Origin of the sequence: Ruegeria arenilitoris (genome assembly GCF_013031355.1) — a bacterium.
GTDB classification, from domain to species: Bacteria; Pseudomonadota; Alphaproteobacteria; order Rhodobacterales; family Rhodobacteraceae; genus Ruegeria; species Ruegeria arenilitoris_C.
Window position 1 is genome coordinate 1 of record NZ_WPZO01000017.1, and the last position, 23,013, is coordinate 23,013.

At 57.4% G+C, this 23,013-nt stretch carries 22 protein-coding genes and 1 tRNA gene; 17 read left to right on the plus strand and 6 right to left on the minus strand.

The window, feature by feature from the left end; all coding sequences use genetic code 11:
* Window positions 1–231 precede the first annotated feature (231 nt).
* Window positions 232–642, plus strand: coding sequence for a PaaI family thioesterase (locus GOX63_RS22740; protein ID WP_170328720.1), 411 nt, complete (start codon window positions 232–234; stop codon window positions 640–642).
* Window positions 643–693: 51 nt separating this feature from the next.
* Here the strand turns inward: GOX63_RS22740 and GOX63_RS22745 are convergent, their stop codons facing one another.
* Window positions 694–2,088, minus strand: coding sequence for a pyridoxal phosphate-dependent decarboxylase family protein (locus GOX63_RS22745; protein WP_170328721.1), 1,395 nt, complete (start codon window positions 2,086–2,088; stop codon window positions 694–696).
* Between the two features lie 402 nt (window positions 2,089–2,490).
* Here GOX63_RS22745 and GOX63_RS22750 point away from each other — a divergent pair, with 402 nt between their 5' ends.
* The 4 genes from GOX63_RS22750 (at window position 2,491) to GOX63_RS22765 (ending at window position 6,877) form a co-directional block, all read left to right on the plus strand.
* On the plus strand, window positions 2,491–2,994 hold the full coding sequence (locus tag GOX63_RS22750) for a GNAT family N-acetyltransferase (protein ID WP_170547297.1): 504 nt from the start codon (window positions 2,491–2,493) through the stop codon (window positions 2,992–2,994).
* Between the two features lie 403 nt (window positions 2,995–3,397).
* Window positions 3,398–5,656: an AAA family ATPase gene (locus tag GOX63_RS22755; protein ID WP_170328723.1), complete on the plus strand. Its 2,259-nt coding sequence runs from the start codon at window positions 3,398–3,400 to the stop codon at window positions 5,654–5,656.
* Window positions 5,657–5,996: 340 nt separating this feature from the next.
* A complete protein-coding gene (locus GOX63_RS22760; protein ID WP_170328724.1) occupies window positions 5,997–6,326 on the plus strand; it encodes a hypothetical protein in 330 nt (109 codons plus the stop codon).
* An 8-nt stretch (window positions 6,327–6,334) separates the two neighbouring features.
* Window positions 6,335–6,877, plus strand: coding sequence for a hypothetical protein (locus GOX63_RS22765; protein WP_170328725.1), 543 nt, complete (start codon window positions 6,335–6,337; stop codon window positions 6,875–6,877).
* A gap of 268 nt (window positions 6,878–7,145) precedes the next feature.
* Here GOX63_RS22765 and GOX63_RS22770 read toward each other — a convergent pair whose 3' ends face one another.
* From GOX63_RS22770 to GOX63_RS22790, 5 genes are all read right to left on the minus strand, one after another.
* Window positions 7,146–8,018, minus strand: a complete 873-nt coding sequence (locus GOX63_RS22770) for a DUF6602 domain-containing protein (RefSeq protein ID WP_170328726.1) — start codon at window positions 8,016–8,018, stop codon at window positions 7,146–7,148.
* 435 nt (window positions 8,019–8,453) lie between these two features.
* Window positions 8,454–8,530: transfer RNA gene (locus GOX63_RS22775), tRNA-Arg, on the minus strand.
* Window positions 8,531–8,594: 64 nt separating this feature from the next.
* Window positions 8,595–9,977: an ATP-binding protein gene (locus tag GOX63_RS22780; protein ID WP_254436077.1), complete on the minus strand. Its 1,383-nt coding sequence runs from the start codon at window positions 9,975–9,977 to the stop codon at window positions 8,595–8,597.
* Between the two features lie 18 nt (window positions 9,978–9,995).
* A complete protein-coding gene (locus GOX63_RS22785) occupies window positions 9,996–11,414 on the minus strand; it encodes a dihydrolipoyl dehydrogenase family protein (RefSeq protein WP_170328740.1) in 1,419 nt (472 codons plus the stop codon).
* Window positions 11,415–11,418: 4 nt separating this feature from the next.
* Window positions 11,419–12,150: a TVP38/TMEM64 family protein gene (locus GOX63_RS22790; protein WP_170328741.1), complete on the minus strand. Its 732-nt coding sequence runs from the start codon at window positions 12,148–12,150 to the stop codon at window positions 11,419–11,421.
* A gap of 297 nt (window positions 12,151–12,447) precedes the next feature.
* On the opposite strand from GOX63_RS22790, the gene rpmH reads away from it, so the two are divergent.
* The 12 genes from rpmH (at window position 12,448) to GOX63_RS22850 (ending at window position 22,972) form a co-directional block, all read left to right on the plus strand.
* Window positions 12,448–12,582: a 50S ribosomal protein L34 gene (rpmH, locus tag GOX63_RS22795; RefSeq protein ID WP_005980833.1), complete on the plus strand. Its 135-nt coding sequence runs from the start codon at window positions 12,448–12,450 to the stop codon at window positions 12,580–12,582.
* Window positions 12,583–12,607: 25 nt separating this feature from the next.
* Window positions 12,608–13,033 carry a ribonuclease P protein component gene (gene rnpA, locus GOX63_RS22800; protein ID WP_170328742.1) on the plus strand — a complete coding sequence of 142 codons (426 nt, stop codon included), beginning with the start codon at window positions 12,608–12,610 and terminating at the stop codon, window positions 13,031–13,033.
* Window positions 13,030–13,272 (plus strand): membrane protein insertion efficiency factor YidD, encoded by a 243-nt coding sequence (gene yidD / locus GOX63_RS22805; protein WP_170328743.1) that lies wholly within the window; start codon window positions 13,030–13,032, stop codon window positions 13,270–13,272. Before rnpA ends, yidD begins: the two co-directional genes overlap by 4 nt.
* 67 nt (window positions 13,273–13,339) lie before the next feature.
* Entirely contained in the window at window positions 13,340–14,956 is a 1,617-nt protein-coding gene (locus GOX63_RS22810) for an acyl-CoA dehydrogenase family protein (protein WP_170328744.1), read from the plus strand.
* Between the two features lie 44 nt (window positions 14,957–15,000).
* A complete protein-coding gene (gene ttcA, locus GOX63_RS22815) occupies window positions 15,001–15,894 on the plus strand; it encodes a tRNA 2-thiocytidine(32) synthetase TtcA (RefSeq protein ID WP_170328745.1) in 894 nt (297 codons plus the stop codon).
* A 72-nt stretch (window positions 15,895–15,966) separates the two neighbouring features.
* Entirely contained in the window at window positions 15,967–17,511 is a 1,545-nt protein-coding gene (locus tag GOX63_RS22820; protein ID WP_170328746.1) for a putative bifunctional diguanylate cyclase/phosphodiesterase, read from the plus strand.
* Between the two features lie 123 nt (window positions 17,512–17,634).
* The gene (gene yidC, locus GOX63_RS22825) at window positions 17,635–19,464 is read left to right on the plus strand and encodes a membrane protein insertase YidC (protein ID WP_170547300.1); all 1,830 of its coding nucleotides are present in this window, start codon (window positions 17,635–17,637) and stop codon (window positions 19,462–19,464) included.
* Window positions 19,461–20,198 carry an MOSC domain-containing protein gene (locus GOX63_RS22830; RefSeq protein WP_170547303.1) on the plus strand — a complete coding sequence of 246 codons (738 nt, stop codon included), beginning with the start codon at window positions 19,461–19,463 and terminating at the stop codon, window positions 20,196–20,198. The genes yidC and GOX63_RS22830 overlap by 4 nt, the downstream gene beginning before the upstream one ends.
* Window positions 20,195–20,848, plus strand: a complete 654-nt coding sequence (yihA, locus tag GOX63_RS22835; protein WP_170328749.1) for a ribosome biogenesis GTP-binding protein YihA/YsxC — start codon at window positions 20,195–20,197, stop codon at window positions 20,846–20,848. Before GOX63_RS22830 ends, yihA begins: the two co-directional genes overlap by 4 nt.
* A gap of 60 nt (window positions 20,849–20,908) precedes the next feature.
* Window positions 20,909–21,772 carry an acetylglutamate kinase gene (gene argB, locus GOX63_RS22840; protein WP_170328750.1) on the plus strand — a complete coding sequence of 288 codons (864 nt, stop codon included), beginning with the start codon at window positions 20,909–20,911 and terminating at the stop codon, window positions 21,770–21,772.
* A 19-nt stretch (window positions 21,773–21,791) separates the two neighbouring features.
* Window positions 21,792–22,478, plus strand: coding sequence for a ferredoxin (locus GOX63_RS22845; protein WP_170547306.1), 687 nt, complete (start codon window positions 21,792–21,794; stop codon window positions 22,476–22,478).
* Window positions 22,475–22,972 (plus strand): SixA phosphatase family protein, encoded by a 498-nt coding sequence (locus tag GOX63_RS22850; protein ID WP_170547309.1) that lies wholly within the window; start codon window positions 22,475–22,477, stop codon window positions 22,970–22,972. Before GOX63_RS22845 ends, GOX63_RS22850 begins: the two co-directional genes overlap by 4 nt.
* The last annotated feature ends 41 nt before the right edge of the window (window positions 22,973–23,013 follow it).

Here is a 23,013-nt window from a genome sequence, read left to right on the forward strand (position 1 = left end):
TTGTCCGCTATGGGTTCACAGCGGTCATCTGACGGTTGCAGTGGGACATGAGCCAACTCAGACGACAGCAACGTCCGGAGTGCGGACCTTCCGGACCTTCACGGCAGTGGCTCGAATGTCCGGTTGCAGCGCTTTTTATCACCACGCCCCGGTAAGGCCAAATGCGCAAGTTCTGGGTCGAATTCAGGTTTTTCAGATGCGAGAATGCTCTTGCCACTGAAAGTTGAGAGTATGGAAACGAACATCAGACAAAAACTGGCTGAGAACAAGTGGAAGGGCGAAATCGACTTTACCATCGAAAGCCGCGAGCCGGAACGCGTGGTTGCCAGAATGCCGGTAACCGAAGCCGCAAAGAATCCGTTTGGGACGATGCACGCTGGCGCCCTGATCTGGTTTGCCGATATCGCAGCAACCTTGTGTGCCATCGGCGACCTGGACAGCATTGGTGAAGACGGGTCGGGTTTCCCGCTCGCCGTTGATCTTCATACGGTCTTGTCGGGTAACGAAAAGGCGGGCGATCTGATTGCAACCTCCACAACGGTCAAACGCGGCGGCAAGCTCATTGTCATTCGCACCGATGTTCGCGGCGACACGGGGCGGCTGTTGATCGACATGACAACTACGCATCTGCGCGCCGGTTGACCAATTGGATAGGCGCCCGCGGTACTTGCGGCGGGCGCGCATTTCCTTGCCTCAAAGTGTCGTCAGGAAAGCCGTCAACTGATCAATGGTCGCTTCATCCGTGCGTCCATTGGTAACGCAGGCCCGCAAAACCGGTTTTCCCTCGAACACCGCCTTGGAAATCCAGAACCGGCCATCTTCATGAACTGCATCGACATAACGTTGTACAGCGTCGTTCCCTTCCGGCGGAACCATGCAACTCACCCCCATGAGAGACCGGTTTGCCTCCGTCCAACCTGCCTTTCTAAGGTTTTCCGTGAACCGGTTGGTCAGGCGAATTGAGCGTTCAACATGGTCTCCGTAGCCGTCCCATCCGGCAGCACCAAGGGCGAGGAACAGGCGCAACCCCACGAAGCGGCGCGACCACTGGTTGGAATTCACATAGAAATCCTTGGCCGCCTCGCTTTCCGGCATGTAGCTGGCCGAAATCCGGAAAACTTGGGCCGGTATGTCGGGGCGTGAGGTCAGGAACATGCCAGCCCCCATCGTGGTGGCGAACCATTTATGGGCGTCAATCGTGATTGAATCCGCCTGTTCAATGCCATTCAACACCGACCGTCCTGCCGTGCTGGCAATCATCGCGCCACCCCAGGCCGCATCGACGTGAAACCACATGTCATGCTCTTGCGCCAGAGTGCTGCAATCCTTGAGTGGGTCGATCATCCCGGCATTCGTAGTGCCAGCCGTGGCCACGATCAGGACCGGGACGCATCCGCTTTTCAGATCCTCATCAATGGCGGCCGCCAGACAACCCGCGTCCATCTGACCTTGACCGTCGGTCGCGATCAATCGAACGGCGTTGCGTCCAATGCCCGCTGAATGCGCCATCTTCAACCATGCAAGGTGGCTTTCCTTCGAGACGTAAATCGTCGGCTGACCACCGAACGCATAGATGCCCTTGTCGCTGTACTCCGGGCATTTGGCCTGCAAGGCACACAAAACAGCCGTCGAATTGGCCTCGGCCCCACCACTGGTGAAATGCCCCCCGGCCCCCTTAGGAAGCCCGGCGCGCCGGGCCAGTTCATTGATGACATGTTGTTCGATTTCGACAGCAGCAGGCGCATGAGAATACACACAGATTTGCGGATTGAAGGCTGATGCAATCCGATCCGCACATTCTGCGGCAAACGTAGGTGCAGGATTGAACAGGCCGAGATACCCCGGATGCGTCATCTGCACGCTGCCAGTGTCGAGCGCATCAATCACCCAGTCCATCAGCGGTTCAAGGTCTTCTGCTTGGTCAAACCGTTTGGACTGCAGCTCTTCCAACCAGTCAGGCGTCAACTCAGCCGAGGTGGCCTTGCGACTGGCATAGTTGCGGCGTGCCTGGCTCAAACGTTCAGTCAACGCGTTTTCCGCATCCGTTAACTGATCAAAATCCGGGAAGAGTGCGTCGCGTCCGTGCATCGGGAAATCCTGTGATTGTTCAGTGTGAAACTACCCACACTGAATTGGCACTTCGACCCGAAACATGCGGTATTCACGGGGCTAACATTCCAAGGTTTCTATCCAGATGTGAAGCAAAGACGGCTTTCGGCACATCGCTTCAAAATGTGCAAAGCACAGCATCGGGCAAAATGGGCTCGTTACGGTCCTTCGCCGCGGTGGGCATCAACATATCGAAAGATCCCGAAGCTGATGTTCGTCGCGCTTCGGGTTTAAGCACGGCGGCGCGTCGCGAAAAGCGTAAACCGGTCATTTAGCGCAATTTAGTAAAAGGCAGGGGGGCAGAGAGTTGTTGTTGCTGATTTCAGCTATTTGTGAAGAAATCGGCAACGTCCATCAGAATTCAACTGAAAGCCAGTAGCTATGTACTCGATACCTACTTTGGAAACTGAGCGCGTCATATTGCGTGCGCCCAAGATAGAGGACTGGCCAGAATACTCTGAGTTGATGATGTCAGAGCGCTCGGTTTTCATGGGTGGTCCTTTCTCTCTTGCTGCTGCCTGGGGATTGTTTTGTCACGACGTTGCGCAATGGGCACTGATGGGATTTGGCGCGCTGATGATCGAAGAACGTCGGTCGGGGCAGCGTTTAGGGCAAGTGGGAGTTAATTCCGGTCCTCTATTTCCAGAGTATGAATTGGGCTGGCTTATCTATTCACACGCAGAGGGTAAAGGATTTGCCTACGAAGCTGCGCTGGCGTTGAAACGCTGGGCGTATCATGAAAGGAAACTTGAAACACTGGTCAGTTATGTCGATCCACTTAATATTCGATCCCGTTCGCTTGCCGAAAGGCTCGGCGCTAAGTTGGACGCAGCAGCACCTCGTCAAGATCCGACGGATCTAGTTTATCGCCACCCCTTTGAGTAGGTCTCTTAGGATGCGTTTTAGCTCGCATCGGTAGTAAGTAAGAGCCCTTTGCCGCCTTTACCGCCGGTACTGGAAACAGCGGACAGACTGGACCGCTCATCGCCCGAAATTGCCTTTCACTTGTATGCCAATGTCTACACTACAATTTGAGGCAAATGCTAAGAGCTTGAGTTCTGCATAGCATTGGCTTCAGAAGAAAATAGTTGATGTAGGTCATTCAAATCATTGCCTTCATCAGGGAGAGTCGGATTTCATAGAATCGCTTCTAGGGGGAATTTCGTGGTTGAAGTACTTGTCTTGACGACGGTTGCCTCACTAACAGCTCATTAAATTCAATATCAGAGGCTGGACTAGTGAAGCTGACCTTTAGAGGGCTTAGAAGAATAATTTTTGAGGACAGTGCATGTTTCTAAAAAAGTTTACGGCAATCAAGAATGTGGGCAGGTTCAAGTCGGCACGGATCGGCGGCGGTGAATACGGTGATTTCACGCTGATTTATGGTGGTAACGGTCGCGGTAAGACCACATTTTGCTCTATTCTTCGCTCACTTCAACAAGATGACCCGACTTTTATTCAAAGACGAAAAACCTTTGGAGCCGATTCAGAGCCCGAGGTCGCTGTTCTTCTCGATAGTGGGCTTGTTCGATTTTCGGGAGGTTCTTGGAACTCCACGAAGCCAGGCATTCACATTTTCGACCAACACTTTGTGAACGAGAATGTTCACGGTGGCGAGCAAGTGGGCGTCGAGCAGCGTCGAAATTTCTATCGCATTGTGGTGGGCGCTACCGGTGTCGCGCTTGCTGAGGAAGTGGATAAGCTTGATGCCGACGTAGCGTCCAAGCAAACGGAGATTGCGACGGAAAAGAAGGTCTTAGAGCAACATTTACCAGTTGGCATGAAGCTTGAAGCGTTCCTGAAATTGAAAGCTAGTGCAGACATCGACAAAGAAATCGAAAAGGCGGCAAAGATACTCAACGCGATCAACAACAGTGCGGCAATTGAGTCTCGAAAGTTACTTGGCGCACCCAAACTCTTAGCGCTGCCAAGCGGTTTTCTCGAACTCGTCAAAAAAGGAGTTGATGGTGTTGGTGCAGATGCCACAGATCGCGTCCAGCAACAGTTAGCGCGCCACCAATTCCGTGAAGGCGGCGAGGCTTGGTTGTCGGAAGGTTTATCGCATGCAGTTGGGGAACACTGCCCTTTTTGTGCAGCCTCGCTTTTGGGCAATAGCTTGGTTGATACCTATCGGGGGTATTTTAGTGAAGCCTATGCTTCCCATAAAACAGCTATCGCTGAAATGGAAACTACTCTCAATCAGTCACTTTCGTCGACCGAGGCACTCAAGTTAGAGCGGGCTTTCGTTGACGCTGCAAGTGACGCCGAGTTTTGGAAGCGATATTGCAACCTTGACTATGAGCCGTCCGGCGCAGCTGATCGAATTAGTGTCGAAGTTGAAGCTCTTTTGGATGCGGCGAAGGCAATGCTGGAGGCTAAAAAATCTTCTCCTTTGGAGCCTGTTGAAGCTTCGACCGAATTTCTTGATGCTCAAGCAAACTGGTTGGCGACGACTAAAGAGTTGGAAGCTGAGGTTGCAGCGTTCGGGGAGGCTAACCGTCTCATCCAAGCTGTCAAGGATGTGAACGCGACTACGGACAAGTTAAACGCGGAAACCGTTCTAGCCACCTTAGAGGCTGTGAAAAAACGCCATAGCGAGCCGGTGCTGAGCCTTGCGACCAACTATGAGAATCTAAAACGTGAAAAGACCGCGCTCGTCGCAAAAAAAAGTACAAAAAAAGAAGCACTGGATACGTACGATAATTCAATCCTTGACGCTTATGAAGCTGACATTAATCGTTTTCTTTCATCGTTCGGTGCAAGCTTTCGCCTCGCGCAATTCAGTAAGAACTACGTCGGTAAAGTTCCACAATCGACCTACTGTCTGCGCTTTGATTCGAGCGATGTTGACGTCACGAAGACGAGTGGCGATGATCCTGGCTTCGACACAACCATGAGCGCAGGCGACAAGAGTACTTTAGCACTCGCCTTCTTCTTGTCACAGATCGCGCGTGATCCAGATATCAAGCAAAAGACTATAGTGTTTGATGATCCGTTCACCAGCCTGGACGACTTTCGCAGAACGATGACGGCCAAAGAAATCGTGCGCGCTGGCGCGACAGATAAGGCGGCGCAGGTCATCGTGCTTAGTCATGACAAGTTTTTCCTTGATACAGTTCGTTCGCTAATCCACGGACAATCTTGTACGCCATTTCAAATTTCGGCCAGCGCAAGTGGCTCATCAATAGAGCCATGGAACCTCGAACTGGAGGTTAAGGAGGGTTATCTGCAAGACCATATGAGGCTTCAAGAATTCGCCGACGGTCGGGGCGGTAACGCTAGAGATATGCGGTTGATTATGCGACCGCTGCTTGAGCGCTACATCCGCTACCGCTTTCCAAATCAAGTCTTAGAGGGGAAATGGCTAGGCGATATGATAGCGGCTGTTAGAGCTGACACTGCGCACCCACTAACACCTCGGTATAACGAACTAGACGACATTAACAGTTTTACGGCCCCGTTTCATCATGATCCGAACACGCCATTTGACGACGACGAAGTCCGCGCATATGCCCAACGAACAGTGGCCATCGTCGGGGGGTGTTGAGGGAACTTGTCTTTAGCACTGTGTTTGATTGTGCATTTGCACTAAGTTGTAGCTGCAGCGAAGGTCCGGTATGTGGCCGCTCACGGCATGCGTCGCGTAGAGCCCCAACCAGACCTTGACCGGAGTTTTAATCTTCGCTCGTGCAGCAAGCCACGAGCAACGTAAACCGGACGTTGGACGTACTGCAAACCAAAGTCGAGTGGGCACAACTAAGCTTCCGATCGATTGACAATGTCAAAGTATGATAGTTGCATGTTGCACCGCACCACCAGTAGAACTACCACCCAATAACATCAAGATTTGAAAAAGCAATTTTTTGGCAATTTCAAAGGGGATATCCATGACTTGCGGAGATTGGGCGGTGGTGGCTGGAACAGCCTTGGGAATTACAGGAACACTTGGAAGCACAATTTTGGCGCACTTCCTCACCAATCAAAAGCAAGCTCGAATAGATAAAGCAAGAAAACGCTTGCTGAGAAAAGCACTGACCCGCGCAGGCAATACCGGATGGATGTCAGTTGAAACTCTGGCACATATCATCGGTTCCGACTTGGATACGACGCGCACACTGTTAATAGAGATAGAGGCGCGAGGGTCTATGAGGACGGACAAGGAGATGTGGTCTCTCATCTCTCGTAACGCGCTCCCAACCGGCCCAAACGCCGAATGAGTGCACACATGGACTTTATCGCACCGATAATCGGTATATTGGGTGTTATCATCGGCGTACTGCTCAACGAGATCATGCGTCGCAGAAACCGGCGAGAACTCTATGCACCCAAGATCTTCGAAAGACGTTTGTCGGCTTATGAAGGGCTCATTGAGCACATCCTACAAGGTAGCAAAATCGCAACCAAGGTCATCGATAGCGATGACTTAAGTCGGGCCGAACGTCACGAGCTAATTAGCACTGTTGTCTTCGGAATGATAGAATTCGTAGAGAAATACCACCTTTACATAGACGAAGAACTCTCTGTCCACTGCATGGCGCTTTTTATGGGTGTGGAAGACATTCACGACGCAAGCGAAAGCGACAAGCAAGGGTTACTTGATCGCTACTACCAAATGCGGAAGGAGGCATTGCGGATGGCAGCCGAGGATTCCGGCGTCGCTGAAATCAATCGGTATTTCAAAGATGTCAACAAACCGAAAATAGATGGCGAACTTATCCGTTATTTCCGCAACGCCAAGCAGAATGCAGAGAAATCTGCTCCGAAATAGAATTAGGGCTATGGGCTCGAAAAAGTCACTCTCCGCGGCCCACAACAACGGGTCGAAATAGCCCTTACCGGCCATTGCTTCATAACCCGACTGCGGCGATTGCATAGGGCTACTGCCAGCCCAATGCGAACAAAGGTAGTTTTTGGCTCAAACCTGTTGCCACCTCGAACTGTGTAAACATTATTCAGATCGTAGCTGGCTTAGACAGGCAGCCCCGAGAACTCCCAATCATCTAAGTAGTGAACACTTATTGCCTCATCGATAGAAACTACTGATTTTTACCATCAATAATTTGATCGCTAAAATACTCGAGAGTTGAAGAATTGGGCATATTTTTCTCCGCAAGAAGTCTCCCTAACAAGAACAAAAAGTCTTTGATGTGCCAGAAATTATCATGCTCTGGTATTTTCCTACGTGCATACTGAATTTTGTGCCCATTGAGAACCGGATACGCCCATGCCCACTCTGTGTGATCGGTAAATATGTCCCCAATGTTTCTTTTTTGATCAGCCGTTAGATGTTCAGAAGGTTTCATTTTGTATAAAAGCTCGCCATCTTCGATACTGATTACAAGATTGTGCCAATCGGTGTCGTCTACTCCTCTGTTAGAATAGGCCTCCTGATACAACTCTGGCCTAAGGTAGTCACAATCGAGCTTCTGGCATACGAGAAAAGTGATAATATTGTCTTTTGCGTTGTTTGCCGGGTCAAAACCGTCAGTGCTCAAGGCACTCTTACCAAGTGCTTTTTGTCTAGCTAACTTCTCAAGCGCGTCTCTGTACCGTGTGGCGTTGAGTTTGGATTTCACTTCCCCGACGGCGTACACAGACTCCAGTAGAAAGAAATTGGCGGCGCCATCTCGAATTACCGGATTACGGCTCTTGTCATATATGATGATGTCGCACTGCGTGCTGATTTCACCATTTGAAGTTAATAGGAAGCCGCTTGAAATGCTTAAATTTTCTGGAACAATAAGTCGGAGTAGGCTTATAACCGCCTTCTCCTTGAGGAGCCCGTACTCTCCAGCGTGAAAAAGTTTGTTCGTTTCGTTGGAAAAGATTGATTTCGCATCATAGTCGAATGCATTGATAAAATCGCCTATTCTTCTGTTTAGAATGTTTATGAACACTTTGTTGGTCATGTAATAATGTCATCCAGTTCTTCATAGTCCGACCCACAACATTTGAATGTCCAAGGTCTTGGTCCCATATGGGCCACTCCGTAAAACTTAGCAACGTCCGCTTCTCGCGCATCGCAGCCATTAGCGAGGGCTGATGCTGCGAGCGCAGCGAAGGGCAGCTGTGTGGCGTGAGTGTATTGGTATGTCGCGTGATTACGCAGACGCTGCAAATTTTTCACTGACGAAACGCGCCCCAGCACTCAGGCACTGTACTAGCTGACAGCCTAAAAAGCGGCGTCTAATTCGAAGACCAGAAACCGATCTGCAGTGCTGCGTCTGTCTTCGTCTTAAATTACACTTTTGACTTGGGGGCCTTCCAATGTTGAGCGCTCACCTTATTTCTGGTCCAACTATGACGGTTGGGTCAGGTCCGTGTGACGTTCAACAGGATACCAATGGCGGACCGAGGAGGATTCGAACCCCCGACCCCTTGATTCGTAGTCAAGTACTCTATCCAGCTGAGCTATCGGTCCGCGTTGGTGAGGCGCTATGTAGACCTACCTCCGGGGACGTGCAAGCCGATTCTTCAAAAATATTTTAAAAAGTCACGCCGCCCCGCGGCAGGCGGATTTCAAAGGTTGTCCCCTGCGGCCCGGTCTCGGCCAGAACAAGGTCTCCGCCATGTCCGCGCACCAGTTCTTGCGAGATCGCAAGCCCAAGCCCCGAGCCGCCTTTGCGCACCCCGCCCTGGAACGGTGTGAACAGGTTCTCGCGGGCCTTGGGCGGCAGACCGGGGCCGTTATCCCTGATTTCAACGCACCAGTCGTCTTCATATTCACAGCCCGCAATCGTGATCCTGCCCGGCTTGCCAGACGCCACCAGCGCCTGTCGCGCGTTGCGCACAAGGTTCATCATGACGCGGAACATCTGTTCAGGGTCAGCGCGGGCGATCAGATCCTCGGGCACGTCGTTGATGATCTCGACGCAGGCATCGGCGACGGCCAGCCTTTCGCTGGCCACCACATCTTCGGCCACGTCGCGCAGAGGCACCATAGTCAGGGTTGGGGCGGGCTCTTCCGCGCGACCAAAGGCCAATGTGCTTTCGCACAGAGACACGGCCCGAGTGATTGAGTTCACCAGCTTTGGCGCCATACGCCGTACCAGAGGGTCATCGCTGGCCTCGATCCGGTCGGTGAACAGCTGCGCCGAGGTCAGGATGTTACGCAGATCGTGACTGACCTTGGCCACCGCACCGCCCAGTTGCGCCAGACGTTCGCGCTGTTTCAGGGCCTGCGTCAGTTCGATCTGCAGCTGTTGCAAGGCCTCTTCCGCCTCGCGCAGTTCGGTCACCTTGGAATTGGGAGAGATGATTCCACGCGCGTCCTCGGGGGCGCCTGCATAGCGCTGCATATAGCCCACGACGCCCTTGATGGGCTTCACCAGAACAACCCGTACGGCAAGAAACAGGAAGAAGGCGGTGATGATCGAGATCACAAAAGACAGTCCCAGAATGCGCAGACCATAGTCGGTCATCGCCATACGCAAGGGTTCGCTGTCCGTAGTAACTTCGATCAGAAGCCCAGCCCCCTTGACCGGTTCACCGATAACGCGAATGACCTCATTTTCCGGCGTGAACAGGCGCGTCACGGCATCCCGGATCAATATCCAAGGCCCCGCATCGCGCAGATCGTAGGTTTTGGTGATCGGCTCGGGAATCGGGGAAGACAGCATCAACTGCCGCACCTCGTCCCGCCGCAGCACCACGTTATAGACCCCGGCATTGGCCAGCAATTCCGCCTCAAGGTCTTCAGCGAGCATGTCATCAGCCAGCAACGCCAGCGAGGCGATCTGGGCGCGCTCAAGCCGGTTCAGCAGGAAATCTTCGCGGAAACGCGCAATCGACGGGACAAAGATCAGAACCTCGGCCAACATCACGAAGACCGTCGTCAGGATCAAAAATCGGCCCGACAGCGAGTTCAATCTGCTCTCCCTTCCCGGTCAGGGCATCCAGCGCTGGACGAACCGGACCACGCGTTTAACCATTTGATTCTCAAACAGCCTTGGCGAGAAATAGGCGCCCGCCACCCTTTTGTTAAGCTCTCCGATCGTCGGATAGGGCGAAACCATCGCAGCGATCTGCCCCATCTTCAGGTTATTGGCCAAGGCCAGCGACCACAAGTTGATCAGTTCGCCCGCCTGATGACCCACGATTGTGGCACCCACAGGTCGGCTTTTTACGACCATGACCTTAATGAAGCCTTTCGTCTTGCGCTCGGAAATCGCGCGGTCGTTGTGATGGTAGTCAAAGCGCGCGATTTCGACCCTGTCGCCGTGCTGATCGCGCGCCTCCGCCTCGGTCAAGCCGACCTGCGCCAATTCAGGGTCGGTATAGGTGGCCCAGGGGATATGCGCCGTTTTCACCTTGGATGGCAGGCCGAGCAGAGCGGAACGGATGATGACCCCTGCGTGATAGCCCGCCACATGGGTAAACTGCATCCCGCCGGCCACGTCACCGATGGCATAGACCTTTCGATTTGTGGTGCGTAGTGAGTCATCCACCTTGATCCCGGTGCGGGTCAGCTCGATCCCCGCGGCCTTTAGGTTCAGGCGTTCGGTATTGGCCTTGCGTCCAGCAGCCAGCAACAGGTGCGAGCCGGTGTAAATGTCACCATTCTCGGTCACGACCTCGACCAGGCCCTTGTTGTTGCGAATCTGGGCAACCATGGCCTGTTCGTGGATCGCCACGCCTTCGGCACGCAGCGTGTCCAGCACGCTTTCTGCCGCTTCGGGGTCATCCTTGCCCAGCACCTGCAGGCCCTCGATCACCGTCACCTCGCAGCCCAGACGGATATGGGCCTGCGCCATCTCCATGCCGATGGGGCCACCGCCGATGATCAGCAGATGTTCGGGCTTGTCGCGCAGGTCAAAGATGGTTTCGTTGGTATAGTACGGCACTTGATCCAGCCCGGGGATCGGCGGCACCAAAGGCGACGACCCGGTCGCAATCACCACCCGCCGCGCGGTGATCAAATGATCACCTGCCTGCACCTGTGTCGGAGAGACAAAACTGCCGTATTCGCGGATCACCTTGACCCCGAAGCTCTCGAACCGGTCTTGACTGTCCATAGGCTCAATCTGAGCGATCACGTCATGCACATGATCCTTCGCGGCGGCATAATCCACTTGCGGCACTACATCGGCCACGCCCAACGCGGCGGAATGGGCCTGTCCATAGGCCGCCTTACCGCTTGCGATCAGTGCCTTGGAGGGCACACAGCCGAAATTCAGGCAATCGCCGCCCATCTTGTGGCCTTCCAGCAGGATGACATCCGCCCCCATCTGGCTGGCCCCGGCGGCCACGGACAGGCCGCCCGACCCGGCCCCGATCACCAGGATATCGGTTTTCAACTCTTGCATGAGATCAGCTGTCCTTTCGGCCACGCAGGGCTTTGATGACTATCGGCAAGGCCGCCAGCACGCACAAGCCGATGATCGGGCCAATGACGAAGGGCTCCCACAGCAGCGAGACATCCGGCGTTTCACCCCGATCGAACACGCCGCCCAGCCCGACGCCGATCCACGTATAGACAATGCCGCCCGGAATGATGCCCAGCGCTGTGGTGATCAGAAAGTTGCGGAATTTTACGCCGACCAGAGCAGGCACCAGATTGGCGACGAAGAACGGCACGACAGGCACAAGGCGCAACAGGAACAGCACCGAGATTTCATTTTCGCGCAACCCGTCCTTGAGCTTTTTGACGGTGCCTTCCGAGGAATCCAATCGCGCGGTCAGGGATTCGCCCAACCCCCAACGCGCCGCCAGAAAGATGGCCGAAGCGCCGATGGTGGCGGCAAAGACGTTTAAGACCGTGCCTGCAAACAAACCGAACAGGAACCCTCCGGTCATCGAGGCCACGGCAGCACCCGGCAACGAAAAGGCGACGATGACGATGTATATCGCAACAAAAGCCGCCGCCATGGACCAGTAATTGGCATCCCGCCACGCCAGAAGGGCCTCGCGGTTGTCGCGCAGCGTCTCGAAGGTCAGGTAATCACCCAGCGTAAAGAACCCCACCGCAGCCACGGCGAGAATCACCAGCAAGGGGATATGGCGCGCAAGCCCGTTGCGCGGCGCCTGAGTTGTATCGCTCATGAGGCTATCCGGTTTCGTACGTTTCATTCTGCTCCCAACATGCGCCGCCAAAGGGCTGCACAACAGGGACTTCACGCGGCCTTGATGTTTTCCGCAGGGAATGTGAGGGTTTGGGGCGTCAAAACCGCGATTTTGAAACCTTTTGCCTGCTGCGGTTACAGAATTGTTGCAAAAGGGGATAAAACCCCCACCTAGGGGTTTGACTTACCCCCCGCTTCCCAGTAGAGGACGGGCTTCGAACACTAGGGCCAGGCGAATCCGCGCCGCACCCCACCGCTATTGATTGGAGACGGAGCGATGAAACGCACCTATCAGCCTTCGAACCTGGTTCGCAAACGCCGCCACGGTTTCCGCGCGCGCATGGCCACCAAGGCCGGCCGCAAGATCCTGAACGCACGCCGCGCACGTGGCCGCAAATCGCTGAGCGCGTAAACCGCTCACCGATCAGGTTATGAACATGACGCCGCCGGAGGCCCCTGAGGATGGTAAGAACCACCCCGGGGATATGCCCCCGGCGGCGTCCGTTTGCGCGCCTGAAACTTTGACCGTGCTAAAGAAACGGTCGGATTTCCTGAAAGCCGCGCGCGCGCGCCGGCAGGGCACGTCATCGATGATGGTCCAGGCCCGCAAACGCGCCCCGGACGAAGCGCCGGGGATTCGCGTTGGTTTCACCTGCTCCAAGAAAGTCGGCAACGCTGTGGCCCGCAACCGCGCCAAGCGACGCTTGCGCGAGGCCGCCCGCACAGTGCTGCCTGTTCAGGGCCAGGACGGGTGGGACTACGTTCTGATCGGCCGTGCCGAAGTAACCGCCGCACGCCCGTTCGAGGCTCTGCTGGATGACCTGCGCTATGCCCTGCGCAAAGTGCACGGTCCGCGGAAGTGACCCTGTTGGCACATATCCTTGCCCTGCCCGTCCGGGCCTATCGGCTCGTGTTCAGCCCCTGGGTCGGCTTCAACTGCCGCTATCAACCCACATGCTCGGCCTATGCGCTGGAGGCGTTGGAAAAACACGGTGCCGTCAAAGGGGCGTGGCTGGCCGCGCGCCGCATTGGGCGCTGTCATCCATGGGGCGGTGACGGCTACGACCCTGTGCCCGAGCACAAGCGCGACGATTCCGCGTGACCCCCGGTCAGACTTGACCCATCAAATTCTGCGCTGAACACTTGGGCCCACAAAGCCCGAGGTCCAGATGACATCCGACGCGCACCAAACGCTGCCCACGCATGAGGTCTTGAACCAACCGTCCGCGCGCGGGGATTGCAACCTTTGGAGCGCGGACCCGGTGCTGCGCAACGCGGTTGGCTTCGCCGCAGGGCGCTCCGCGCCTCTGGAGGAATATGGCGAACACCTGGGACGCGCTGAAACCCGCGAGTTGGGGTGCGACGCAAACCGGCGCCCGCCGGAACTGAAGCTGTTCGACTCGGGCGGTCGACGCTTGGACGAGGTTCGCTTTCACCCCGCCTACCATCAGATAATGCAGATCAGCCAATCCGCAGGATACGCTGCCCTGCCATGGGACGGTCAGTCTGGTGGCCATGTAACCCATGCCGCGATGAACTATATGGCCAGTCAAGTCGAACCCGGCCATTGCTGCCCATTGACCATGACCTACGCGGCCTGTCCGGTACTGGCCGTCAATGCGGATATCGCCGCCATCTGGCAGCCTAAGCTGACGGCACGCATATTCGACCCTTCGACAAGACCGGTCGCCGAGAAAACCAGCGCCACCTTAGGCATGGCGATGACCGAGAAACAGGGCGGCTCGGACCTGCGCGCCAATACCACAACGGCCACCCGAGACGGCGATCACTGGCGGTTGCGCGGGCACAAGTGGTTTTGCTCGGCTCCGATGTCGGATGGGTTTCTGACGCTGGCGCAGGCACCGGGCGGACTGACCTGCTTCCTTGTCCCTCGCTGGCTGGAAGGCGAGCGAAACGCCATCCACCTGATGCGGTTGAAGGACAAGTTGGGCAACAGGTCCAATGCCTCGGCCGAGATCGAGTACCACGACGCGCTGGCCTATCAGTTGGGCGACGAAGGCGCTGGTGTGCACACGATCATTGAAATGGTGCACCACACACGACTCGATACAGCTATGGCCCCGGCGGGCCTGATGCGCGCCGCTTTGTCCGAGGCCAATCACTGGGTCACCCATCGTAGCGCCTTTCAGCGCCGGTTGATCGACCAGCCGCTGATGCGTGCAGTGCTGGCCGACCTGGTATTGGACTGGGAAGGCGCGCTGACGCTGGGGATGCGCGTGGCGCAGGCGTTCGACGGGCAAACCGCCGAGGACAAGGCCTTTGCCCGGATCAGCGTCGCCCTTGCCAAATTCTTGAACAACAAACGCTGCCCCGTGGTTGTGGCCGAGGCGATGGAGGTGTTGGGCGGCATGGGCTATGTCGAGGACACCCCGCTGCCCCTGCTCTACCGCGAAGCCCCGCTGAACGGCATCTGGGAGGGGTCAGGCAACGTCATCTGCCTGGATATCCTGCGCACCCTTGCCCGTGAGACGCTGGCCGCGGACGTGCTGCAGACAGAACTGGGCGCCGCAATGGGCGTAGATCGCGCCTATGACGCGGCCCTGAAGGCACATCGCAACCGCTGGCCCAACCTGCCACCCGAGGCCGAGGCGCGCTGGTTTGCCGAACGCACGGCGCTGCTGCTCACGGCCTCACAACTTCTGCGCCATGCCCCCGGCGCGGTTGCCGATGGGTTCATCGCCACGCGCCTTTCAGGCGACAGCGGGTGCATCCCCGGATCGGTGGCCGGGCTGGACACGGGCGCGCTTCTGGCCCGCCTCGGCTGACCCGTCCTCTTGCCCGGTTGCGTCAACTGCTGTAGGGGCTGCGCATGTTTGACGAAGCTGACGATATCCACCCGCTCTTTGCCGGCGCGCCCTCGACCACCGAGTTCAAGAAGCTGCGCAAACGCATCGTGCGCCAGACCCGCGAAGCCATTGAGCAGTACGGGATGGTGGACCCGTCGGCGCATGACAAGGATGGCAAACCGCCCCGCTGGCTGGTCTGCCTGTCCGGCGGCAAGGACAGCTATACCCTGCTGGCGGTGCTTTACGAGCTGAAATGGCGCGGGCTTCTGCCGGTCGACCTGCTGGCCTGCAACCTGGATCAGGGGCAACCGGGCTTCCCTGCCACCGTCCTGCCCGAATTCCTTGAACGCATGGGCGTGCCCCATCGCATTGAATATCAGGACACCTATTCGGTGGTGATGGACAAGGTTCCGCAGGGCCGCACCTATTGCGCCCTGTGTTCGCGCCTGCGCCGGGGCAACCTGTACCGCATCGCGCGCGAAGAGGGATGTTCCGCCGTGGTGCTGGGCCATCACCGGGACGATATCCTCGAGACGTTCTTCATGAACCTGTTCCACGGCGGTCGCCTGGCGACAATGCCTCCAAAATTGGTGAACGAAGAAGGCGATCTGTTCGTTTTTCGCCCGCTAGCCCATGTGGCCGAGGCCGACTGCGAGAAATTCGCGACCTCTATGAACTATCCCATCATCCCCTGCGACCTGTGCGGCAGTCAGGACGGGCTGCAGCGCCAGCAGGTGAAACAGATTCTTGACCAGTGGGAAAAGAACAGCCCCGGTCGGCGTCAGGTGATGTTTCGGGCCCTGACCAACGCACGGCCTTCGCATCTGCTGGACCCGAAATTGTTCGATTTCCAGGGCCTCGCGCTAAACCCCAGCAAAAAAGACGAAAATTCGGACGAAATTCCACAGCTGCGTTAACGTCTGACTCAGATTGGTTTTCTACGGTTGCCCAATACGTGCTATGCCTAAACGTAGAGGCCCAGAAAACCGATGTGGAAACATATCTCAGTAGAACGCGTTCTCGATGCTCTTACTTCGGTTCTGAGCGGCCCTGCCGCTTTGGCCTTTGTCCCGGCGATCAGCCTTGCCGCATTCTGGATTGGCGGGGAACGGGCGCTGGTGGTCGCCGCTTTTTGCCTGCCGCTGATTTTCCTGGGTGCCGCCGCGATTGACGCGCGGTCCGATCAGCGGCGCCAGCGACGCAACCCGCCGGGTGGCATGATGGCCATCGACGCCTTTGCCACGGAACTGGAGGGGATCTTCAAGGCATTCACGCCCGGCGGGGCGGATTCTGCCGGCATCCTCGTTGCACTGGATGACTACCCGGGTTTTCTGGACCTTCACGGCAACGCCGCTGCCGATCATCTGGCCGAACAATTCGGCCGCCGTATCCTTTCGGTCGTCCGCACGCAGGACATCGTGACCCGGCTGGACCAGAATAAGATCGCGATCGGCCTGCAACCTTCGCACCAGCTGGATCTTGAGGCCTGCATTCAGATGGCTGGACGTATTCAGTCCGTCGTGGAGGAGCCTTTTACGCTCAACGGTACGAGCGTGTATGTGTCCTGCTCGATCGGGTTCAGTCAACTGTCCAGCGCGGTAGATGGCCGGTACGAAGACTGGATCGACGCCGCCTCGGCCGCATTGAACGAAGCGCAAAGAAACGGGCCATCGACCATTCGTGCCTTTTCCAGCGATACACAGCGCCGATCACGCATCCGGGCCAATCTACGCAAAGAGTTCGAGGCAGCGCTGGACAATGGTGAAATCCGTCCTTGGTACCAACCTCAGATTTCGACCGATACCGGGCGTGTCACCGGGTTCGAGGCGCTGGCCCGCTGGGAGCATCCACAGAAGGGAGTGTTGAGCCCGCAGGTCTTCCTGCCCTTCGCCGAACAGGCCGAACTGATGGAGAGGCTTGGCCAGGCGATGCGGCACCACGCCTTTGCCGCCATGCGCGATTGGGATCGCGCCGGAATCGTGGTGCCCCGGATCGGCGTGAACTTCTCCTCCGATGAGCTGCGCGACCCGGCCCTGATCGACCGGCTGAAATGGGAGCTGGACCAGAATGACCTGACGCCCGACCGGCTGGCGGTCGAAATTCTGGAAACCGTTTTTTCGCGCCGGCCCGATGATGTGATCACCCGCAACGTGACCAGCATGTCCAAACTGGGATGCTGCATTGATCTGGATGATTTCGGCACCGGACATGCCTCGATTGCGTCGATCAAGCGCTTCAATGTCTCGCGGATCAAAATCGACCGGTCCTTTGTTGCAAAGGCGGATCGTGACGCTGGTCAGCAACAGCTGGTCAGCGCCATCCTGACCATGGCCGAACGCCTGAACGTCGAAACGCTGGCCGAAGGGGTCGAGACCCCGGGCGAACACGCCCTGATGGCGCAATTGGGATGCGATCATGTTCAGGGCTTCGGGATTGGCAAGCCGATGCCGTTTGAAAAGACGCTGGACTGGGTTGCGGCGCATCAGAACAAGGTCGACGGAATGCCGAAGATCGGGCGCAAGACCGGCCTGTAATCGCAAATTTACGCCACAGAAACGCAATCCGTGTGGAATTGACAGGCGATTCCGCTTGACCTTTGGGCCTGCACTCTGTTGAACCCACCGGGTGTGTTTCACTGCTTAAGGTGGCTGTCCCCGATGGACGATCAGAACAAGAATCTCATCCTTGCAACCGCGCTCAGCTTTGTCGTGATCCTTGTTTGGTTCGTGCTGTTCCCTCCACCGGAACAAGCACCCACACCGGATCAGGCCGAGATTACCTCCGTCGAGGGCAATGAGGTTCAAACGCCCAACGCCGCAGGCACCAGCACCGTTGGTGAAGCGACAACCGCCGCCGAGGAAACCCTGCCAGAAGAGCAGGCCCCGCGGGTCGAGATCGACACGCCCCGTCTGAAGGGTAGCCTGTCGCTGTCGGGTGGCCGCATCGATGAGTTGTTCCTGAAGGACTACAAGGTCTCGATCGAAGAGGGCGCACCGATCGTCGAGCTTCTGTCTCCGGTTGGATCGGATTCGGCCTATTATGCTCTCTATGGCTGGGCACCCGGGGCCGGAGTGGCAGGCGCTGACGTGCCCGGCCCCAACACGCAGTGGGCGGTAGAACAGGGTGAGACGCTGGGTGTCGACACGCCGATCACCCTGAAATGGGACAACGGCAATGGTCTGACCTTCCGCCGCACGATCTCGGTGGATCAGGACTATATGTTCACGGTCAACCAATCCGTCGAAAACAACACCCAAGCCCCGGTTGGAATGGCCCCGTATGGCATTCTGGCCCGCCACGGCATTGGCGAAGATGGCGATCTTCCCGACCTGAAGAACTTCTTCATTCTGCACGAAGGCGTGATCGGCATGGCCGACGGCACGCTGGCCGAGATCGACTATGGCGATGTCCGCGATTTCGATATCGACCCGAACGAACGGGCCCAGGCCGAGGTCTATCAGGTCAAGGAAGACGGCTGGATCGGCTTTACCGACCACTACTGGATGACCACGCTGATCCCTGAGCCGGGAACTGCGTTCAAGGCCGCCGCGAAATATGACGCGCGCCGCAAGATTTACCAGACCGAAACGGTACTGCCGACCCTGACCGTTGCCCCCGGTGCGACGGAAGAGGTTACCACGCAGCTGTTCGCGGGCGCTAAGGAATGGGAGACCATTCGCGAATATCAGGCGGAAGGCGTGCAGAAGTTTATCGACAGCATCGACTGGGGCTGGTTCTTCTTCCTGACCAAGCCAATCTTCTGGCTGCTGCACAACATCAACGCCCTCATCGGCAACATGGGCTGGTCCATCATTGGCCTGACCCTGATCATCAAGGCGATCCTGTTCCCGCTGGCGTTCAAATCCTACGTCTCAATGGCAAAGATGAAGGAGTTGCAGCCGCAGATGGAGGCCCTGAAAGAGGCCGCTGGCGACGACCGTCAGAAGATGCAGCAGGGCATGATGGAGCTGTACAAGAAGGAAAAGGTGAACCCCGCCGCGGGTTGTTTGCCGATCCTGATGCAGATTCCGATCTTCTTCTCGCTGTATAAGGTGATCTTCGTCACCATCGAACTGCGACAGGCCCCGTGGTTTGGCCCGTTCCAGGACCTGAGCGCGCCGGATCCGACCTCGATCATGAACCTGTTTGGGCTGCTGCCCTTTGCCGGTCCGCAGCCGGACACGATAATGGCGCTGGTCTTCATCGGTATCCTGCCTCTGCTGCTGGGTATCTCGATGTGGCTGCAGCAAAAGCTGAACCCGGCGCCAACCGACCCGACGCAGGCGATGATCTTTGCCTGGATGCCGTGGGTATTCATGTTCATGCTGGGCAGCTTTGCCAGCGGGCTGGTGGTTTACTGGATCGCGAACAACACGATCACGTTTACCCAGCAGTATCTGATCATGCGCAGCCAAGGCTATAAGCCGGACGTGTTCGGCAACATCAAATCCGGGTTCAAGCGCACGCCGAAAACGGATGATAAATGACAGCTGAAGTAACCCAGCTTTGCCGGCACCCGATCAAAAGCCATGGTCGGGAAACTGTCGCAACCGTAAATGTGATCCCCGGGCGAACCATGCCCGGGGATCGCGTTTGGGCGGTTGCGCATGAGGCGTCCAAGGCGGATGGCTCGGAATGGGTACCGTGCGCCAATTTCAGCAGGGGCGCGAAAGCGCCGCAACTGATGGCAATCTCGGCGCTGTACACCGGTGAAACCCTGACATTGTCCCACCCGGACCGTCCGGATCTGACCTTTATCCCCGACAGGGAACAGCAAGTGTTTCTGGACTGGGTCAAACCCCTGATGCCCGCAGACCGGGCCGCCTCGGCGCGGATAATCCGGGTGCCGGGGCGCGGCATGACCGACAGCGATTTCCCCTCGATCAGCCTGTGCAACATGGCGTCTCATCGCGCGGTTGGGCAAAAGCTGAGCCAGGAGCTGTCGATCCACCGCTGGCGCGGCAATATCTGGTTCGATGGAATGCCCCTGTGGGAAGAATTCGAGTGGCTGGGCCGCGAGGTTCAAATCGGCGAGGCCGTGTTCCGTGTTCGTGAACGCATCACACGCTGTCTGGCAACAACGGCCAACCCGGACACGGGCATCCGCGATGCAGACACTTTGGGCGCGCTGGAAACCTGGGGCCACAAGGATTTCGGTGTCTATGCCGAGGTTCTTAAAGGCGGCGCAATCTCGGTTGGCGATAAGGTAGAATTGCTATGAGCACCCTCCCCTTCCCTCTGGCTGAAGACCCCGATGAGTTCGCACAGGAGCGTGGCCGCAAGCTGTTCGCTGGCGAGTCCGAGTTCGTCAAAGGCGTGGTCGCCATGAACGGCCTGCCCGCGCCCGACCGGCTGGAGGTCTGCTTTGCCGGTCGCTCGAACGTGGGCAAGTCCAGCCTGATCAACGCACTGACCGGCACCAAGGGGCTGGCGCGCGCGTCAAACACGCCGGGCCGCACGCAAGAGATCAACTTTTTTACCCAAGGTCCAGAGCTCTATCTGGTCGACCTGCCCGGCTATGGCTATGCCAACGCTCCGGTGAAGGTGGTGGAAAAGTGGCAGCGGCTGCTGAAACAGTACCTGAGCGGGCGCCAGACCCTGCGCCGGGCCTTTGTGCTGATCGACTCGCGCCATGGGGTGAAACCGGTGGATGCCGAGATCATGAAACTGCTGGACACCAGCGCCGTGACCTTTCAGTGCGTGATGACCAAGGCCGACAAGGTCAAAGCCAAGGATCGGGAAAAGGTACTGGAACAGGTACGTGGAGCGCTGTCGAAACACCCTGCGGCCTTTCCGGAAATCGTGCTGACCTCGTCCGAAAAGGGTGACGGTATCCCCACTCTGCGTTCGATCATCGCACATCTGGAATAGCTTGCCTCTTGGCAGCACCGCGCAAAGGCCCTAACACGGAACGTCAAAGGGACCTAAGCCATGAAGACAAGAGATATGAACCGGGATTGGATCGCCACCGCCGCCACTTTGAACAGCGCCTTGCCCTATCTGCAGCGCTATGACGGCGCGATTGTCGTTATCAAACTGGGCGGTCACGCTATGGGCAGCGACGAGGCGATGGAGAGCTTTGCCCGCGACGTCGTGCTGATGCGTCAGGTCGGCGTGAACCCGGTGATCGTGCATGGCGGCGGTCCGATGATCAACGCAATGCTGGATCAGCTGAATATCCAGTCCGAATTCGTGAACGGCAAGCGGGTGACCGACAAAGCCACCGTTGAGGTGGTTGAGATGGTCCTGTCCGGCCTTGTGAACAAGCGCATCGTACAGGCGATCAATGGTCAGGGCGGTACGGCCGTGGGCCTGTCGGGTAAGGACGCGAACCTGATGGTCTGTGATCAGGCCGACCCGGCGCTGGGATTTGTCGGCTCTCCGTCCAAAATGGACCCGAAAATTCTGCACGACCTGTTCGCGCACGATGTGATCCCTGTGATTGCCCCTCTGGGCGCGGGCAAGAACGGTGAGACGTTCAACATCAATGGCGATACGGCGGCGGGCGCCATCGCATCCGCGCTCAAGGCAGACCGGCTGCTGCTGTTGACCGATGTCTCGGGCGTCAAGAACGCCGCCGGAGAGGTCGTGACCGAGCTTAAAGCTGGTCAAATCCGCGAAATGACGATGGAAGGCACAATCGCGGGCGGTATGATCCCCAAGACAGAAACGGCACTGGACGCGCTGCACAGCGGTGTGCGGGCGGTTGTCATTCTGGACGGTCGCGCGCCCAATGCGGTTCTGCTGGAACTGTTTACCGAGCACGGCGCCGGGTCACTGATCCGACCCGATTGACGTGAACTGTGGAGGAGAGATGAACGGACGCCCCCCACCCTCCTCTTACGCGGCAGCAATCAGCTATGGTTGGGTAATGCGCGCGGCGCATCAAGCGGGCTTGATCGTCATGGGGGCGACACATCCAAGACGAAGCGGTGCCAAAGGGCTGGATGGGGGAACCCTGGTTCTTTTAGGCGCGGGCTCGGCCTTCTGGCCTGTCTTGAAGGCGTCCCCGGAATGGTCGGGGCCCGACCCGGTGGACCGCTGGTCCAGCCGCGTCATTGGTCAGATGGCACAGGATCTGGGCGCGCAGGCACATTTCCCGTTTGGCGGACCACCCTATGCGCCCTTCATCGACTGGGCGCTGAAATCCGGGCGCACCTTCAGCAGCCCGGTTGGCGCTTTGGTACATGACACAGTAGGTATGATGATCTCCTACCGCGGGGCGCTGCATTTCGCGCGGGAATTCGACATCCCCGAAGGCAGCGGCACGTCGCCCTGCACGGATTGCCCCGCCCCATGTGCAACCTCCTGCCCGGTCGATGCACTGAACACCCGGGACTTTTTTGACGTGCCCGCCTGTCACGCACATCTATCCACCCCCGAGGGCCAGACCTGCATGACCGATGGCTGCCTTGCGCGGCTGTCCTGCCCGCTCAGCGCGGGCGCAGGGCGCGACCCGGAGCAATCCGCCCACCATATGAGAGCGTTTCACCCGTCATGACCCGCACCCTGATCCTGACCCGCCACGCGAAATCCAGTTGGGACAGCCCGGCTCTTACTGATCACGACCGTCCCCTGAACAAGCGCGGGCGCAATTCGGCTCCGGCAATTGCTGGCTGGCTGCGCGAAAACGGGTGGCTGCCGGATGAGGTGCTGAGCTCGACCTCGACCCGCACGCGCGAGACCTGGGATCGGATGAACCTGCAAGCGGACAAGGTCTGCTTCTACCGCACGCTCTATCATGCGGCCCCCGAGGATATGCTGATCGAGCTGTCAGGCGCCACCGAACCCACGGTGCTGATGCTGGGCCACAACCCTGGCATTGCCGCCTTTGCCAGCCGTATCGTCCGGCAAGCCCCTGACCATGCGCGGTTCCACGATTACCCGACCTGCGCCACGACCGTGATCCGGTTCGACATCGATGGCTGGGCCCATGTTCAGTGGCACAGCGGCAGCGTACAGGGATTTGTCATTCCGCGCGAATTGCTGGAATGAAAAAAGGCGGGGCAAAACCCCGCCTTTTCTTCCGTTTCGCT